We start from the raw sequence: 18,352 nt of genomic DNA, 5'->3' as shown, positions 1-18,352 counted from the left end.
GTCACGATTTCTCCGGCCGCAGGAGTTGAATATGGCCGGCCCACGGCACGATTGCGCTGCCGTCGGGAGCGACGGCGCAGCTCGAGATACGACCGGAACCGGTGCTGGTTTCGGCGATCGGACGCCAGTCGCGCGGATCCCACATGCGCAGCCAGTTCCGGCCGTCCGGCCGGATATCGCCGCCACCGACCAGCACGACCGGCCCGGCGGCGGTCTCACCCCAGGTGATCGCCTCGATCCGTCCGGGGCAGGCGACCGTCGCGATCTCGCGCCCCTCGGCGAGATCCCACACCCGCAGGCCTCCGCGGCCGACCACGACCGCGACCGGACGTCCGGCGAGGACACCCGCCGCCAACGGTCCGGCGGGCGAGTCGTCGGGGAGATGGATTGGGGCGCGGATACTTTCACCGGTCGCCGCGTCCCAGGCCGTGAGATGTGATTCGTAGTCGTCCGGATCCAGCAACGGCTGTGGGCTATGGATCGATCCCGCGACTGCCACCATCCGGCCGTGGTATTCGGTGACGGCGATCGAGTCGGTGTAACCGTCGTGCGGCAACCAGCCGGTGCGTTGCCGTGCCGCGATATCCCACACCTCGACCGCCCCATCGGCGACGGGGACCTCGTACACCGACGACGTCGCTCCGGCCCCCCGGCCTACCAGCAGCAGCCCTCCTGCCGCGACCACTGCCTGTGGTCGACCGTGCAGTTCGGCGACGGGTTCGCCGAGCGGTTCGCCGCTGGCCACGTCCGAGGCCTGGATACGTCCCCCGAAGTCGGCGGTCACCGCAATCGGATTCCCGTCGAGGCGGCCGATCGTCAGGCTCACCAGAGTCGAATCCTCTTGCGCGTCCGGGATTGTCGACCGGACGAGCCGCTGGCCCGACGCCAAATCCCATACTCCGAGCGTCGTCTCCGCCACGGCGACCGCGACCGCTCGCCCGGCCGATTCGACGGAGGCGACCGCTCGCACCATCGCGTTCGGTTCGTCGGCGACCGGCGTCCGCCAGACCTCCACGAAGTTCGCGGTCATGCTGTCCTTTCCGGCATTGTCGTCAGCGTTCACTGCGTCTCCATGCTGCATAGTGTGTGGTTTGGGTGGCGGTGGAGACGTATCCGCCGTCGAAGTTTCCGCCTTCGGGCGGGGCGTCGCGGTTCGAGGCGGTTTGTGCGGCAATGCGGGGTGTCCTCGAGACCGGTGGGCCCGACAGCGCGTACCGGGGGTCGTCGGTGAACCAGACGGTGCCGGGGGTCGATGCGGGCAGCGGGCCGACGTCGCCGGGCCGTGCGGTGAACAGATGTCCGATGGGGAAGAAGCGGGAGGCGCCGCCGGTGACGTCGATGTCGTGGCCGTCGACGGTGATCCGGTAGCCGAGGTATTGGCCGTCGTTGTCGAACAGCATCTTCGCGGACACCGAGTCGGGATCGCGTTTGATTGCGGCGTCGACCATTTCGGCGACCGCGGGTGGGACCGAGTTGCGGGCGCCGAGTGGGGCGATGACGCCGTCGCCTTCATATCCGTTGACGGAGAACCGGCCACCGGGGAGTTCGGTGATCCCGGTGAGGTTCATCGTCTCGTCGAATGCCATCGTCAGTCGGCCGGTAGCGCCGGGATTCGGCCACGTGTCGTCATCGTTCTGCTTGCTGGCGGCGGTCGGGATCTTGGCGTCGTAGCCGCGGTCGTGCTGACTTCGTACTTCCTTCCACTGGGTGTTGTCGGCGAGCCCTGCTGCCGGGTTTCGGCCGATCATGGTGAATTTCGCTGTGTCGCTTCGCCTGAGCAGGATTTCGACGCCGCTGATGCCGGTGCCGCCGCTGCCCGCGACGATCCATTCGGTGGCGGCGTCGGGATCTGCTCCGGCCAGGTTGATCTCATCGCCGGAGAGGATGCGGCCGGGGTATTTGGCGCGCAACGACGTCCAATAGCTGATCGCCTCCAGCGAATTCGTGACGTTCGAGGGCAGCGTGGAGCGGTCGATCCCGTGGTCGGACAGGATGGTCGAGGATTTGTCGGCGGATGCCGGATCCCGCCAGGAGAGGGCTTCGACTTCGGTTTTCGCTGCTGTGGCCTCGGGCGTGTTCAACTTGCCCAATTCGCGGGCGAGTGTGGCGTACGTTCCGTGCATTCCGCCGATGTCGCGGGCGATGCCGAGAATGATCTCGGGCGGGAATCCGCTGGCCACGACCGGGACGCCGTCGACGTGCACGGTGACCGGCGTCGAGCCGTCGGGCGGGGCGATGTCGGCGAGCAGTTCTCCGTCCTCGATGCGGAATGTCGCCCTGCCGTTGACCACTGGCCCTCGAGTGGCGATCGTGTCCTCCCAGTAGCGGACCGCGTCGAGGGTTACGCGGGCGTCGGGTTTGCCCGCTTCGACGAACTGGTAGGGGTCGCCGAGTCCGGTCTGGCGGAGGTTGCGGAGTTGGTCCGCGGTTTGGGCGATGCGGTCGCCGGGGTCGGCTTGCCACCGGCCGCGGTCGTCGATGAGTAGTGCTGCCGGGTCGCGGGCGGCGAGTGCGGCGCCGCCGCCCACTTGGATCGATCGTTTCGGATATGTGCCGGGCGCGGCGGCTTGTACGTCCTGTCGCAGCGCGTCGAGGGTCTGCTCGCTGTGTTGCGCGCGCCGGGTGGCGGCCTGTTCGGCAAGTTCGTGTGCCCGTTCGGGGGTGACCCTTTCCTCGTTCTCCACAAGGGGGCGCGGATAGTCGGGTCGCAGGTTGTCGCGGTGGATATCGAACGTGGTTCGATCCGGGTCGGCCTGTCGACGGATCTGGTGCAGGAGTTGCAGGTCGTCGGGCGACAGCCGGTCCTGACGACCGCCCGCGTCGTCGAGCAGACGGCGTACCAGTCCCCGGCCGTCGGGGGACGACTCGAGGTGGTTCAGCACCAGATTTCGGCGTTGGTCGGCGCGGGGCATGCCTTCGCGCAGACCCAGGTGGTCGACCAGCGCCAGCGCATCGCGGTGAATGTTGTTGTACTGCTGGCGTTGTTCGGATGTCCGGTCGCGCGCGGCGGGCAGTCGATCCAGTTCTTCACCCAGGACACGCATCTCCTGGATCCGCCCGGCGTCGTGCGGTGTGAGCCGGAGCTCGCCGCGCTCGCGGCCGGGGTGCAGGACGCCTTCCTCGGGTCCGAAGGCATCGAGTTTGTCGACGAAGTAGCGCTTGCGGTCGGCGACGATTTCGCCGATTTCGTGGGCGAGTGCGCGGGGCACGTGTCTGGTGGAGATCCGGTCGGAGATCTGGATGACATGCTGGCCCTTGTCGTGGTTGAGGACCGAGCGGGCCACCGTATCGTCGCCGAGGCGTTGCGTTTCCACTCGGACCGTGAAGTTCTTCCGATCGTCGCCGTACGCGTTGGTGGTGTCCGTGACGCGATAGATCCTTCGAGCCGGATTGACGTCCTCGATCCGCAGACCGCCATGACCATCGACCGCGGTGTGCAATGCCCCTTCGACCAGAGCGTGCACCTGGTCGATGTGGGTGGTCGTCGGGGTTTCCACGTGGCCGTGGAAATCGGAACCGGGCACGGCGGCGGCGGTAATGGGATTGGTGTGCGGCGGAGTCTTTTCCGGGCCGTAGAGGCCGTACGCACCGGGGCCGCTCATGCCGAGACCCTTGAACTTGGGCAGGTGTTCGAGGCCGACGACGAGGTTGAGGCCACTGCGGGGGATGGTCGTATCCGGTGGGTCCACGCGGGCCGAGTTGTCGATCGGTGTCGTGGCGCCCGGGGGCATCCGCAGTTTGTCGCCGTTCGCCTTGGTCAGGAACTGATGTCCATCGGCTGTCTGCCAGAGCCTGTCGCCGCTCGGGTAGACCCAGGCCTTCGAGCCGTCGGGATGCTCGACGCTGCGGGTTAGGTTGGGTTCCAAACGGTAGACCGTGCCGTCCGGATCCCGGCGGAGCTGGATCTCATCGGGCGTGATGCCGTAGGTGATGCCGTCGGGGTCGCGGCGGAAGCGGATGCCGTTCGCGTCGGTGGTGTAACCGGATCCCTTGGGGTCCAGGCGATAGTGGATACTACCGTCCTGCGGAGGACGGACGTGTTGCAGATCCGACGGGTTCTGCAGCACGAGCCCGATCGGCCGGCCCTCGTCGTCGCGTTGGACGCCGCGGAGCCTGTACGCATGGTCGCCCATCAAACCCGGTACCGCGGTGACGTTTTCGCCGCTCTGCCCGAACGTGTGTGTTCCGAGCAGGACGGGGGTTTCGCGGCGCAGCGCCCAGTCCATCCGTTCGGCGATCGCCTCCGCGACGAATCGGTAGCGCTCGGGGAGCACTCTGTTCTCGGTCTCACCCCCATACATCTCGTGGACGAAGTCGGCCAGGGTGTCCTTCTCGGTTCGCCCCTGCCCCGGGAACTGCTCGTCCAGGTACTTGCGGAAACCGCGGCGGGAGCCGATGTCCTCGGTGCGCAGGAACTCTCTCGCCGCTTCGTCGCGGGCGGCAGCGTCGTGCGGGTGGTCGGCGAGGATGTCGACCTGCGCGGCGATGCGGCGATCCTTGGCCTCCTGCTGGTAGTGGTCGAGATCGTCCGCCATCAGGCGGGCGAAGTCCCGGTTGCCACCCACCAGCCTCAGCCGGGTGTCGTCGTCGAGGCGGAACGGGTGCAGGAACACTCGGTCATCGACGACGCTGGATGGTTGTGTCAGTGCGCCGTTCGGAGATTTGTGGAAGTCCGGCATGAGGATCGAGTGGTCGTCCAGGTCCAGGGCCTGGATCCCGGCGTAACCGTCGCCACGGCCGATCCTGGCCGCGACGGCTTTCTCGACCATGCTGACCCACAACGGTTCTCCGCGTTCGTGGCCGGCGAAGTGGCCGCTTTGGGTGTGCGGTGTCACATGGATGCTCTTGTCGACACGTACCCATTCGACCTTGCGCTTGATGACCCCTTCGACCTCGCGGTCGATGCGCAGCCGCACGGCGACGGTCTTCTTGTCGGGGTACTCGTGCAGCATCTGTTTGATCAGCCACGGTTTCTGCGCGGCCATCGCCTTGAGCGGCGCGATCAGGGCGCAGTCACGCAGTTGTCCCTGGCGCGCGTCCTGCGGCCACGGGTTTCCGTCCGGGCCGAAGAGTGCCTCGCTGTGTCGTTCGCGCAGCGGTGGCAATTCCGGGAGGACCTCGTGGGGAACGGTGACGACCAGCCAGTCCTTGGTCCCCGGCAGCCGGATTCGCCGCTTGGACCCGGTATCCGGGAGGGCGGCGACGTCGTGTCCGGATGGAACCGTCAGGGCACGCTCCGCACGGGTGGTGGCGTCGCGCCCGAGAATGCGAACTCCTGCCTCGACATTCCAGGCCAGAGTGCCGGGATCGGTACCGGTTCCGGGCCGGAACACGAAACCGTCCTTCGCCATGCTTTCGGGAAGCATGACGGGCTGCCCGTCCTCTTCGAACTCGTAGTAGGAACTACGACCGTTCGGCGATCGGGTCAACTTCGCCTCTCGCTGGCCGGCGGTCGGAAGTTGCAGCGTTGCACCGCGCTGGTCGACGAGGGTGAGAGCGGGTCTGCCGTCGGGAAGGGTCAGCCGCTCCGCGGCGACCCGGACCGGGATCGGCGGCTCCACGGGCAGGTTCTCGGGTGGGCGGTCGTATCCGGCGCGATCGAAGTGGGTTCGCGGCGGGTCGGTGAGGCCGTCGAGTTCGTGATCGAGATCGAGTATGGCGCGGTGGTTTTCGCCGAGGTAGGTGTCGCCGTCGTGGGGTTCGATCGGTCGGGTGGGTCGGTCGGGACGGTCGATGACCATGTTGTTCGCGGATCCGGTGGGCCGAGCACTGTTCGTAGGTGTCGTGCCGGAGTTCGCGGCGGCCCGGTCGGGTCCGTAGAGGCCGTGCGCGCCGGGCCCGCCCATGCCGAGGCCGGAGAACTTGGGCAGGTGCTCGAGATCGACGGCGACGACACCGCCGCGTCGCGGAACGGTCGTGTCCGGTGGGTCCACTCGGATATCGGGAGCCCAGGTGGTGTCGCCCGGTCCTTTGCGAAGTTTGGTGCCGTCCGGCTTGGTCCAGAACCGTTGCCCGTCGGGTGTATGCCGAAGTCGGCCGCCGTTGGGAAGTATCGAGTCCCGGGTGCCGTCGGGGTGGACGACGCTGCGGGTGCCGTCGGCGGCCAGGTGGTAGGTCGTGTTGTCGGGGTCCCAACGGGTTTGGACGCCGTTGGGATGTACTCGATAGACGGTGCCGTCGGTGCCGCGGCGAGTGCGAATGCCCTTCGAGTCGGTGGTGTAATCGGATCCGCCTGGGTCGAGGCGGTGTTCGATGCCGCTGCCCCGCTGCGGAACCAGGGCCGGGTGCCGGTCCCACGGGTTTTCGAGCAGGAGCCTGACCGGTAGGCCGGTGCTGTCGCGTTCGACTCCGAGGACCGCGTACGCGTGGTTGCCGACCAGGCCCCGCACTTTGGTCACATTCTCGTAATCCTGTCCGAACCAGCCCGTTCCGATCGTTACCGTGGTGCCGCGACGCAGCGCCCAGTCGATTCGATCGGCGACCGATTCCGCGACGCCCAGGTAACGGGGCGGGAGCACTCGGTTCTCGTTCCAGCCGTCGTAAACCGCACGGGAGAATTCGGCGAGCGCGTCCTTCTCGGCGTTCCACCGCCGCCCGGGGAACAGCGTGTCCAAGTACTTGCGGAAGCCGGCGGGCGAGCCGAGATCATCCCTGCCCAGGTCGAGGACCTGATGCTTGTAGTCGCCGAATGCGTCGGTGGCCCGGCGGGAGAATTCGAGGTCGCCGCCTATCACGGTGCGCAGGCTGTCGGGGTCCATGCCGAGCGGATGCAGATATGCCGGATCGTCGACGAACCGAACGGGTTGTGTCAGTGCGCCGTTCGGGCCGCGGTAGAAGTCCGGGAGGAGGTGCGAGATGACATCCAGATTCATATTCGCGATCCCGGCGTAGCCGTTGCCCTTGCCGAGGTAGGTCGCGAAGGCCTTCTCGATCATGGCCGGCCACAACGGTTCTCCGGGCTCGTGGCCGATGAAGTAGCCACTCTTGGTGTGCGGTGTCACATAGATGCTCTTCTCGACGCGTTTCCATTCGAATGCGCTGTCGATACTGAGGCGGAGGCGGACGTCGACGGTGCCGTCGCCGTTGTCGCGCAGCATCTCTCGGATCAGTTGCGGATTGTGGTGGGCTACCGCCTTGAGCGGGGCCACCAGGGCGCAATCGTTCGCCACTCGTTGGCGGGCGTCTTCCGGTCGCGGTCCGAGCGGGCCGTACAGGTCGTCATTGTGCCGGGGGACCAGTTCCGGTAGTTCGGGAAGGACACTGTGCGGGACTTCGACGTCGAACCAGTCGGTGTCGTGGACCGATTTGATCAGTCGTTTCGATCCGGTCGAGGGCAGGGCGACGACATTGGCCCCGTACGGCAGCCGCTGGACGGTCTCGCCGCCACCGGCGTCGAAGGTGCGGATGCGAATTTCGCTCGCCGCGTTCCAGGTCACGCTGTCGGGTCGATTGCCGGTGCCGCGCCGGTATCCGAAATCGGGCACCATGCTCACGGGTACGTGGTCGTATTGTCCATTCGAGTGCAACAGCTTGTAGTAGTGGCCGTCGGGACCAGATTCCAGAGTCGCGTTCATGCGGCCCGCGGCCGGTAGCTGGAGGACGTGGCCGCGGGAATTCACGAGGGTGAGAGCGGGGCTGCCGTCGGGCATGGTCAGGTGATTCGTCGTGACCCAGGCCGGGGCCGTCGGCAGTTCCTTCGCCCGCTGCGCGGGGGTGAGGTTCTTCAGGCGCAGGTGGGTGGGCAGTGGGGCCGGTTTGTCGAGGTTGGTGTGGTCGTATTGGGGGCGCAGTGGCTTGGTGGGGCCGTCGAGTTCGTGATCGAGTGTGGTGCGGTGGTTTTCGCCGATGTAGGTGTCGCCGTCGCGGGGTTCGAACGATGAGGTGGGGCGGTCGCCGATGTTGTGTGGGGGTCGGGTGGTGGTGGGGGTGTGGTCGTGTTCGGGTGGTGGGACGACGTGGCCGTTTTTGTCGAGGTAGATGACTTCGGTGCTGGCGGTGTGGGGTTGGTGTTCGGGTGGGTAGGGGTGTGTTTTGCCGAGTGCTGGGTCTTGGACGAGAAGGTCTGTGCCGGTGTGGTTTTGGGTGGTTTTGTGGTTGTTGGTGATGAGGTAGGCGTGGGCGCCGATGCCGCGGCTGTTGGTGGTGGTGGTGTGTTTGGTGGTTTTGTAGTTGTCGACGACGATGGCGTGGGTGGCGGGGCCGGGTCCGCGGAGGACTCGGGCGATGGTGTCGTGGTTGGGGACGGTGTGGAGTTTTGCGTTGGGGATGATGTTTTCGAGTTGTTCGTGGGTGATGCCGTCGAGTCCGGTGGGGAGGTCTTGGGGGTGGAGGTCGTTGTTGCCGGTGAGGTGTTTGGCGAGGTTGACGGTGTCGTGGCCGCAGGTGTTGCGGTCGCCGTCGGCACCGATATGGGAGGGATATGGTGCGGTGCCGTCGGATTCGGGCGCGGTCGGTCTGGCGTATGTGCCTGAGGGGCCTGCTCCGGTTGATTCGGCTTCTCGTTCTTGGCGGAGTCGTTCGACCTCACCTGGACGCAGCCAGCCTCGGGCGAACGCTCTCTCGGCGGCGGCCTTCGCCTCCTCGGTGAACGCGGAACCGGCCGTTAGCGGCGTTTCGCCATCTCGAACCTTGTCGATTGCCCCGACCACGGATTCGCGCACACCCTTGGTGTCCCTCTTTCCGAATCGATTTGCGATTTTACGAAAGCCGTCACCTGCCTGGATGTGTTCCAGTGCTATCTGTTGCCGTTCGGTCAGCGGGTTGTGCTGTGACTGAAGTTCACTGATGAACTCCTCGTCCACGTGGCCCCGGTCCCGGGCTTGCTGGACAAAATCTTTGGTTGTCATGCTGACAGCCCTGGCCATATTGCTCAAGGTTGCCCGTGCCAGGTTGAGGTCTATACCCAGGTGCTCAGCTGCGCGTTCAGCGGAGTAGTCCGCAGCGCGGAACTCGAGTATTTTCTGTTGTCTCTCGGTGTATGGGTTGGGCCGTGCGGCGGTGAGCGTGGTGTTGTCGGCGGTCCGGCCGATGTGAACCGCGCCGTCGTGTGTTTGCCGGAGGAATACGTGTGTGCCCTGGTTGGTGAGGGTGTGTTCGGTGACGGTCTGGTCGGGGTCGATCAGGACGAGGTTGAGTTTGTTGATTTTCGCCGCGGTCAGCAGGGGGTGTTCGGTGTTGTTCGGATGGCCGGAGAGGTGTTGGGCCACCTGTGTTTCCAGGGTTCCGGAGTCGGTGCCGAGGATGTGGGCGAGGGCGTGGAAGTGTGAGTCCTCGCCCGGGGGAAGTGGATGCCAGAAGGAGGGCATGGGCTGGGTGATCTTGACGGCATGGATGCCCGCTTCCGCAAGGCCTTGGGGGAGTTCGGTTCTCGTCGCCCCATTGGGTCCGACAACTGTGCCGTCGGGGTGGGTCTGGTAGAGATCGAAGCCGTCGTCGGGTCGCACGAACGCGGTGTTGATCGCGCCTCGGTCGTGCCAGGTGATGGCGGTTCCGGCCAGGAACTCGTTGCGGCTCCACGTATCCCGGAACGTATGGGTTTCCACGACGCGTTCGGCGAAACCGTCGCGGAAGGCGGGTTGGATCACCGAGACCGACCAGTCTCGCATGGATTCGCGACCGACATATCCCCAGAAGTCGCTGATCGGTACTTCCCGTACGTCCCCGCGTGGGTTGGTCAGCCTGACGGATCCGCCGGTGAATTCGGTGGAAAGCCCGAGGTGCAGATCGGGTCTCGTGAAGTGTATTTCCGTACCGGCGGGGTAGTCGGCTCCGGAGAATCTCTCGAGGAAGTCCGGCATCCGGTGTACGTCGGCGGTGAGGTCCGATGCGTATCGGGGTTCGTTTCGGGGTTCGTCGAATCCGATGTTGTGTGGGGGTCGGGTGGTGGTGGGGGTGTGGTCGTGTTCGGGGGGTGCGACGATGTTGCCGTTTTTGTCGAGGTAGATGACTTCGATGCTGGCGGTGTGGGGTTGGCGTTCGGGTGGGTAGGGGTGTGTTTTGCCGAGTGCTGGGTCTTGGACGAGTAGGTCTGTGCCGGTGTGGTTTTGGGTGGTTTTGTGGTTGTTGGTGATGAGGTAGGCGTGGGAGCCGATGCCGCGGCTGTTGGTGGTATCGGTGGTGGTGGTGGTTTTGTAGTTGTCGACGACGACGGCGTGGGTGGCGGGGCCGTCGCCGCGGAGGACTCGGGCGATGGTGTCGTGGTCGGGGACGGTGTGGAGTTTTGCGTTGGGGATGACGTGTTCGAGTTGTTCGTGGGTGATGCCGTCGGGTCCGGTGGGGAGGTCTTCGGGGTGGAGGTCGTTGTTGCCGGTGAGGTGTTTGGCGAGGTCGACGGTGTCGTGGCCGCAGGTGTTGCGGTCGCCGTCGGCACCGATATGGGAGCCGGAATTCCGTTCCGCGGCAAGGGCGTTGACATTCTCGATATTCAGATGCCCGCGTTGCATCGCCTCCGCGGCCGCAGCTTCCTCGATGGAGCCGTACTCACCCTTGTCGAACACCTTCATGTTTCCGGCCGCGATCAGCACCATCTTCTGGACGTTTTTCCCGAGTCGTTTCGAGGTCTCGGCGACGCTGAAGCCTGCGGCGATAGGTTCCAGTGCCTCTCGCTGCTTGGGAGTGGGTCCTCCGACGGAGCTTGCGCCGGAGGGTGCGGCCATCGGCGGGGCGGAATTCAATTCCGCTGCCCGGTCGGCTATGTTTTCGAGACTCAGATGCCCGCGCTGCATCGCTACTGCTGCGACAGCGTCCGCGAGAGTGGCGTACGCGCCCTTGTCGGACACACCCAGGGTTGTGGCCGCGTGCTCCACCAGGCTGTATATGCCGGTGTAGCCCTTGCTGAGTCGGTTCGCGGTTTCGCGGATGGTGAAGCCGCCTGCGATGTACTCCAGTGCTTGTTGCTGCTTGTCGGAGAGCGGGTTGGGCGGTAGCTGATTCTCTGCGATGAAGTTCTCGTCCAGTTGTTTCTGTCGCAGGGCCTCGTCGATACCGTCCCGCCCCCGTGCGTCGAGAGTTTGGTTCGCGCGATATCGCAGGCTTTCCACAGCCTTTTTGGACAGGCCGAGAGCCTGCTGTATTTGCTTGCCGTTGTAACCCGCTGCGTCGTACTCCAGTACCTTCTGCTGCTGAGGCGTCAGTCGGCGAGGTCCGGGCGGAGCCGCTGCTGCGGTGGGTTCCAGTGCTTGATGCTGCCCGGTGAACCCTTCCCGAGGCGACGGCAGCATCACCGTAGCGGTCCACTCCTGGAGATGGTCCTGTCTCAGGATCTGCCAGAGGTCGCCGCGGCGGACCTCCTGTGCGCCGCCTGCGTTGTCGGGGATTTCCACACCGCGGTCGGTGAATCGAACGGTGAATCCGGAGTTGATATCGCCGAGGTCCTGGAAATGCATGACCGTGTCGACCGGGTACACGTCTTCGTGGAAGTTCGCCGTGAGATCCCGGACCGGGAAAACGTCGGGAGTTTCTCCCGAGAACATCGGATCGTCGAAGGTGTGCCGTTCCATGGGCGGTGCGCTGGTTCGTACGGCACCGTCGGGTGTGAGCTCGTGTACGGCACGTGCGGCGCGGCCGTTGAAGGTGATGCTCGCGAACTTCGGTATGTGTTCGGGGTCGACGGCGATGATGCCGCCTCGGCGCGGGATGGTGATGTTCGATGGCGGATCGACGCGGGTGGGATCGGATGACCAGTCGGTCTCGTGTGGTTGCTTCCGAACTTTGTTGCCGTCCGGGTCGGTTCGGTATTCGGTGCGGTCGGGTGTCCGCCAGTACCTCGTGCCGTCGGGGAAGCGTTCGTGCAGTGTTCCGTCGGGGGTTATGCGGTAGGTCTTCGCGGTGGCGGTGATGCCGTACTCGTTGTTGTCGGGGTCTTTCCGGTATTGGGTTCCGTCGTTGCGGATACCGTATTCGGTGCCGTCGGCCGCCGTGCGGTGGGAGCCGTTCGAATCGGTGATGTAGCCGGCGGTCGCGCGGGGTTCGGGGTCGAGGCGGTATTCGATGCCGGGGCGCGGGACGGGATAGGTCGCGTTGTGGTCCCACGGGTTCTCCAGCAGGGTCTTTGTGCCGTCGTTTCCGACGACCCGATAAGTATGGCCGCCGACCAGACCCGGTACCTCGGTCGTGTTCTCGATGCCCTGCCCGAACAGATGTGTTTCGAGCATCACGGCGGTGTTGCGATCGTGTGCGTAGCGGATCTGTTCGCGGATCGCCCCGGCGACGGTATCGCGGTAGCGGGCGGGCAGCGAGCGATGCTCGGCCTGCCCATCGAATATCGCGGAGTAGTAGTGCCCGAGAGCGTCTTTCTCGGTTTCCCATGTGTCCGGAAACTGCTCGTCGAGGTACTTCCGGAAGCCCGGTGATGAGAGACGGTCCTCGGTGCGGACGAATGTCTCCCAGGCGGCGTCGCGGGCGGCCGGGTCGTTCTGATGCAGGGCGTTGAGGCGCTGCCACGTCGAATCCCACACGGTGTGGCGGCCGGCCGCGAATTTCTGGTAGCTGTCGGCGGCGGCGCGGGAGAATTCGAGGTCGCCACCCACCAGGTCGTGCAGTGTGTTGATATCGAATCGGAGCGGATTCAGGAAGTGATTGGCGTCGATGTTGTGGACGGGCTGTTGCCGCCAACCGCCCGGGGCCCGGTAGAACTGCTGGCCGAGATGTTCGCCTGCCCAGCGGGGCATGCCTCCCTCCTCGAAGATGCGGTAGCCCTTGCCTCTACCGAATTCGAGCGCCCAGGCATTGACGATCATGTTGGGCCACAAGGGTTCTCCGGGTTCGTGGCCGACGAAGTGTCCGCTCTTGGTGTCCGGAGTCTCGGCGACCTGTAGCAGGACGCGTCTCCATTTCGGCTTGCCGCCCACAGTGAGGCGGACCGCGCCGGTCCCGTCGCCGTAGTTGTGCACGATGTCGTGGATCGCCTGCTGATCGCGTTCGGCCCGGTCTTTGAGCGGTCCGATCAGCCAGCAATTGCCGGCTCGACCCTGACGCGCGTCCTGCGAACGCGCTCCGCCCGCAGCGAATATCGGGTCCCAGCGTCGATCGACGAGTTTCGGAAACTTGGGGATGACGTGAGTGGGCGCATTGACACGGAACCATTGCGTGTCCATGTCGGCTTTTACCCACCGCCACGGCCCATCTCCGGGTTTCCCTACGAGCTTGGATCCGTAGAAGACATCCAACGGTACCGGTCCGATGTCGTTGACGGCGTAGAACCGGACCCGTGCGCCGGGGAGGTTCCAGCTCAATATGCCGGAACGGGCGCCGGGCGGGAAATAGAAGTCGCCCGACAGATCGGTGGTGATACGCAGGTTGTTCCAGCCCTGTTCGATGACCTCGTAGTAGGGGGATCGGTCCGGCGGATTCCGCAGTATCGCGCGCACCGCGGCGCTGGTGGGCACGTGCGTCACGTCACCGTTGTAGTCGACGAGAGTGAGAACCTCACCGCCCCAGAATTCGGGGCGTGGCAGCTCGACCGGCACCGCGGGCACCAGTTCGAATTTCTCCTCGGCCGAGAGGTTTTCCAGACGCTGATCAACGGGCAGCGGGTCGGGTTTCGCGAGCCCGTCCTCGTCGAAATGCGTTCGCTCGACGTCGGTAGGGCCGGGGAGTTCGTGGTTCAGTTGGTCCAGCAGATGCTCGCCGAGGGAGGTGTCACCCCTACGCGGCTCGAATGCCGCTGTAGGAACGGCACTTTCTGATCGAACAACCCTGACCTGCGCAACCCCCATCGCCTTGTGTTCGGACCAGAGATGGTCCCAGAATTCCTCGATGGTGTGCCGCGCCGCCCCCGTGGGCAGCGAATGGACATCCGACTGCCCGACGCGGCGGGCGACGCCCTGCTCCACTGTGCCGGACGGCCGATGGTCGCCATAATGCATATCGACGTGCCGGTTGGTGAATGTCGCACGTATTTCACCCGTAGGGGTCTGCAGATACACCTTCGTCCCGGCGGGGTACTCCGCGCCAAAGGATTTCGACAGGAACTCGTCGATCCCGGACGTGACCCGCTCCCGGGAAGCGCTGCCATCCGATGCCGTGACGAGAGGGCGGTTGCGAGTGACCTCGGGCGGCGCATTACGACGGGCCCGAATTCTCGATGAAACGGGTTCGTTCGTGCCGCTGCGGTAATGCATCGTGGATGCTTCGGGGGCAGGCCCGGCTGCTCCGCCGAGTCGGTTTATGTTCTGCTCGTTCAGGTAGCCCCGTCGCCGAGCCTCCGAGACCGCGTCTTGCATGGAGTGAACCCCGAGCTTTTTGTATACCTCGGCCAGCATTTTCTTGACTTTGCTGGGGGTCATGTTGAATGCGGTCGCGATGTGGGCGCGACTGTGGCCCGCCGCAATGTGTTCCAGGGCTTGCTGTTCCCGATTGTTCAACGGATTGACGACGGGTTGGGCCGCTTGTCTTTCCTGAGCGAGTCGAAGTATCTTTTCTTCGTTCAGTTGGCCCTGCTGGCGAGCCTTTTCGACAGCGTCCTCCCAGGAGTGCACTCCGAGCGTTTTGAATGCGTCTCCGCGTCGATTCCGCACCGAGAGAGGGGATATGCCGAGCTTGTCTGCGGTTTCGTCGCGAGTGTAGCCCGCCGCAGCGTATTCCAGTACCTCACTGGCTCGGCTGCCCAATCGGTCGACTCGGTTCGAATGGTACTGCTCGATGGGGTCCGGGTGGTCGTCGCGCGCGACTGTTTCGGGATGTCCCTCGGTTCCAGCGGTGTGTTCGGTCTGGATATCCCGGAATACTGGCTGAGGCGCGACGACCGACCAGTCCTGGAAGTAGTCCTGTCTCAGGTTTTCCCAGAAGTTTCCGAGGTGGAGTTCTTCGACATGGCCCTGGTTGTTGACAATCCGCACTGATTGGCCGGTGAATTCTGCGGAGAATCCGGAGTCGATGTCGCCGAAGCTCCGGAAGTGCAGGGTGGTGCCGGACGGGTAGTCGGATCCGTAGGAGGCCAGGATGAAGTCCGGGACCGAGAGAACGCCGGGGGTGAGGTCCTGGGTTTCGTCGAAGCCGATGTTGTGTCGGGGGCGGTCTTCGGTGAAGGTGTGGTCGTGTTCGGGGGGTGGGACGACGTAGCCGTCCTTGTCGAGGTAGATGACTTCGGTGCTGGCGGTGTGGGGTTGGCGTTCGGGTGGGTAGGGGTGTGTTTTGTCCAGTGCTGGGTCTCGGACGAGAAGGTCTGTGCCGGTGTGGTTTTCGGTGGTTTTGTGTTCGTTGGTGATGAGGTAGGCGTGGGCGCCGATGCCGCGGCCGTTGGTGGTCGTGTGTTCAGTGGTGGTGGTCGTGTGTTTGGCGGTTTTGTAGTTGTCGACGACGACGGCGTGGGTGGCGGGGCCGGGTCCGCGGAGGACTCGGGCGATGGTGTCGTGGTTGGGGACGGTGTGCAGGCGCGCGCCGGGGATGACGTGTTCGAGTTGTTCGTGGGTGATGCCGTCGAGCCCGGTGGGGAGGTCTTCGGGGTGGAGGAAGGGGTTGCCGGTGAGATCTTTGGCGAGGTTGACGGTGTCGTGGCCGCAGGTGTTGCGGTCCGGCGGCACCGTGAGATCCGTTGTGCTGTCCGGTGAATGGTGTATCGACTGCTCGTCGCCGTCGTGCGCGACGATGCCCTCGAGGTGTTGAGCGATCGACTCGTCCGTGGCGCCGCGTTGCGGGCGCGGCTCGAAGATGCTCGAACCCTCTGGGTGGGAACTGTTTTCGTGTGCGGTCGATCGAATACCCGCGGACTGCTCCCGGATCGGTTTCGCGACGTTGTAGCTCCCCCCGTCCTCGTGGGAGTGGACCAGGATGTGCGGGGGCTTGTCTTCAGGGCCGAAATGGTTCAGCCCGCCGTTGCGGTCGACCACCACCACGTGCAGGCCGAGTGCGTCGGCGCCCACGGGGATGACGTAATCGTCGAGGTCCTTGGGTTTGCCGCCGAGGGACAGGCTGTTCAGCTGTCGATCGAACGCCTCGCTGCGTTTCCGGTTGTACGCCTCCTGCCGGTTCGCATGTTCCGCGGCCAACTTCTTGTTGCCCGGATCCTTCGCGAGCGCGGTCTCGAGTTCGGTCAGCTGGTTCGCTGCCCGCCGGAATTCCGGGGTATCCGGGACGAATGTCCCCAACACGCTGTCCTTGCGTTCGCGCAGCGCATCGACGAACTCGTGGCGGATGGTTTCGTACCCGCCTCCCGTGACGTGATCGATTGCTCCGAATACGTCGCCGTGCCTGGGGACGAGGTGGAGGCGATACCCGTCCAGTGCGGCCACCTGCTCCGGAGTGGGGTCGAAGAACTCACCCCTTCGGGTGAATTGCAGTCCGGTGGACGGTTTGTCGTTCATCGGCTCCGCGTGCGACGGGACGACGTGGTTCGGCGGTGGCGTCTCGGAGAACTCGCCGGAATTCCGGGATGTTGTGAGGTGTCCGGTACCGCTCGCGTTCGTTGTGAGGTCCGGCGCCGACTGGATGCGGCGGAGCTGGAGGGGCGGCGGGGATTCGACGAGGTGATTCCTGTTCGAGATCGCGCCGGTGCGGATCTCGGTGCCCAGCGGCGTTCGTGATCCGTCACCCATCGCGGAGATACTCGGGCGTGGCGGCGGCGTCGGTGCCGGGGACGCCACGTTCTTGTCGATGATCGGTGTCGACATGCCCGATGACGCAGTGGTTTTCAGGGGGGACGACTGCGCGGGCGGGGTTTCCGATCGGATTTCCGAACCCGGCTGCGTCGAGGTGTGCGGCACAGGCGAATTCGAGGTGTTCTGAATGTGCTGCGGTTGCGACTGGGACGAGACGACGGTCTGCTCGGCCGGGGTGTGCTGTGGTTGTGACTGGGACGAGACGACGGTCTGTTCGGCCGGGGTGTGCTGCGGGGACTCGTGCGTCGGCGTGGACTGTGTCTCGATATGCGGCTGTGGCGCAGGCGAATTCTTGGATTGCGCGTTCACCGGGTGCGGCTGCGCCTGTGGCGTATCCGACTTCGGGGCGATGCCGCTGCGCGGCGTGGGCTGCTGCGATGGCTCGGTTCGCGATGGGGCGCGCGAGGATGTGGCGGGTGGGGGAGCGGACTGGGACCGGCCGCGAGTGGTGGGTGCGGCCGAGTTGTCGGTTCGCACCGCCGACGAGCGGGATCCGTTCCTGCCGTTGGTTTGTGGATTGGATTGCTGATCGTGGGCGGTCGTCGAGTCGTTGCGAACGGACCTCGACGGCTTGGGTGAGGTGCCGGATTCGTCGTTGGTCGAATGCACCGATGGTGAGCGGAGTTTCCGGTATTCGGGGGAGTCGTGGTAGACGTCCTCGTTCAGGTCGGTGATCCTCGACTTCGGCCCGTCGCTGGATGCCGTGGTCGTCGTCTTCGGTAGGTCGTGACTGCCGTCGGTGCCGGTCGACTTATCGCCGGGCCCGTCCCCCGCCAGCTTCAACGTCTGCTTCGTGAATTGGAGGCCCGTATAGCCCCGTCCCTCCAGCGCCGCCGATCGCATATGCCCGGTCACGCCGTGGACGCCGCCGATGAAGCCACCGGCGACGCCGCCGAGAATCGCGGCCGGATCGAATTCCCACTCTCCGGTGAAGAGACCATTGGCGACGATCCCGGCACCGGCGCCGGCCACACCGGCGGGGACGCCCGCGCCGATGGCGATGCCGCCCGCCTTCCACCACGTCATCCCCTGCGGCCCAACCCAATTGCCCAGCCGCTTACCGACGATGCTGCCGACCGGCGCGGCCACCGCGCCCGAGATTCCGCCCACCGCGCCGGAGATCAACGCCTGTTTGACATCGATGTGGTCTCGATGGCCCTTGCCCACCTGGTAACCCTGGATCCCGAGATCCATGGCGAGGCCGATGCCCGCCTGCGTGCCTCCGGAGATCGCGGCGAGTTTCCACAGCGGCATCCGCGCCATGCTCGCGGCATGGTTGGACATCATGGTGGCCAACCGGCGGCCGATGATCTGACAGACGCCCACCGCCTCGGCTTCCAGGGCGGGCACCGTGAGCGCACCCCACAGCGTGGCCAGTGCATAGGCGATCTCCGCGGCCAGGATGGCCAGGGTGACGATGATCTGCAGTTTGGCGTACTCGATCTGGGTGCCGCACTCGCGGACCGAATCACCCAGTGCCTTCAGCCGTTTGGCCATTTCCGCGACGGACTGGTCACCGGTGAAGAACTTGTCGAACTGGGCCTTCATCTTGTCCGCGCCGCCGCCGGAGTAGTTCGCCGTCGCCGTATCGCACGCGGTATGCAGGGCGTCGACGAGCTTGCTCAGCGAGTCGGCGGCGGTATGCCAGTCGTCGCCGAGTGCGAACAGCTTGTCCTCGTCACCCTTGGGCCACGACGCACCGGCGAGATAGCTGAGCCACTGCAGGCCCTCGGGCATTTCGATACTCATCGAGCACC

The 18,352-nt window shown here is 65.2% G+C and carries 2 protein-coding genes; both read right to left on the bottom strand.

The window, feature by feature from the left end:
* Nucleotide 1: 1 nt before the first annotated feature.
* Nucleotides 2–1,063 carry a WD40 repeat domain-containing protein gene (locus tag ACIA76_RS06955; RefSeq protein ID WP_397149351.1) on the bottom strand — a complete coding sequence of 354 codons (1,062 nt, stop codon included), beginning with the start codon at nt 1,061–1,063 and terminating at the stop codon, nt 2–4.
* Nucleotides 1,053–18,344: a LuxR C-terminal-related transcriptional regulator gene (locus ACIA76_RS06950; RefSeq protein WP_397149349.1), complete on the bottom strand. Its 17,292-nt coding sequence runs from the start codon at nt 18,342–18,344 to the stop codon at nt 1,053–1,055. Before ACIA76_RS06950 ends, ACIA76_RS06955 begins: the two co-directional genes overlap by 11 nt.
* Nucleotides 18,345–18,352: the final 8 nt, after the last annotated feature.

This window comes from Nocardia sp. NPDC051570, from assembly GCF_044454005.1.
Taxonomy (GTDB): domain Bacteria; phylum Actinomycetota; class Actinomycetes; order Mycobacteriales; family Mycobacteriaceae; genus Nocardia.
This window is presented reverse-complemented; position numbering and strand designations above follow the sequence as displayed.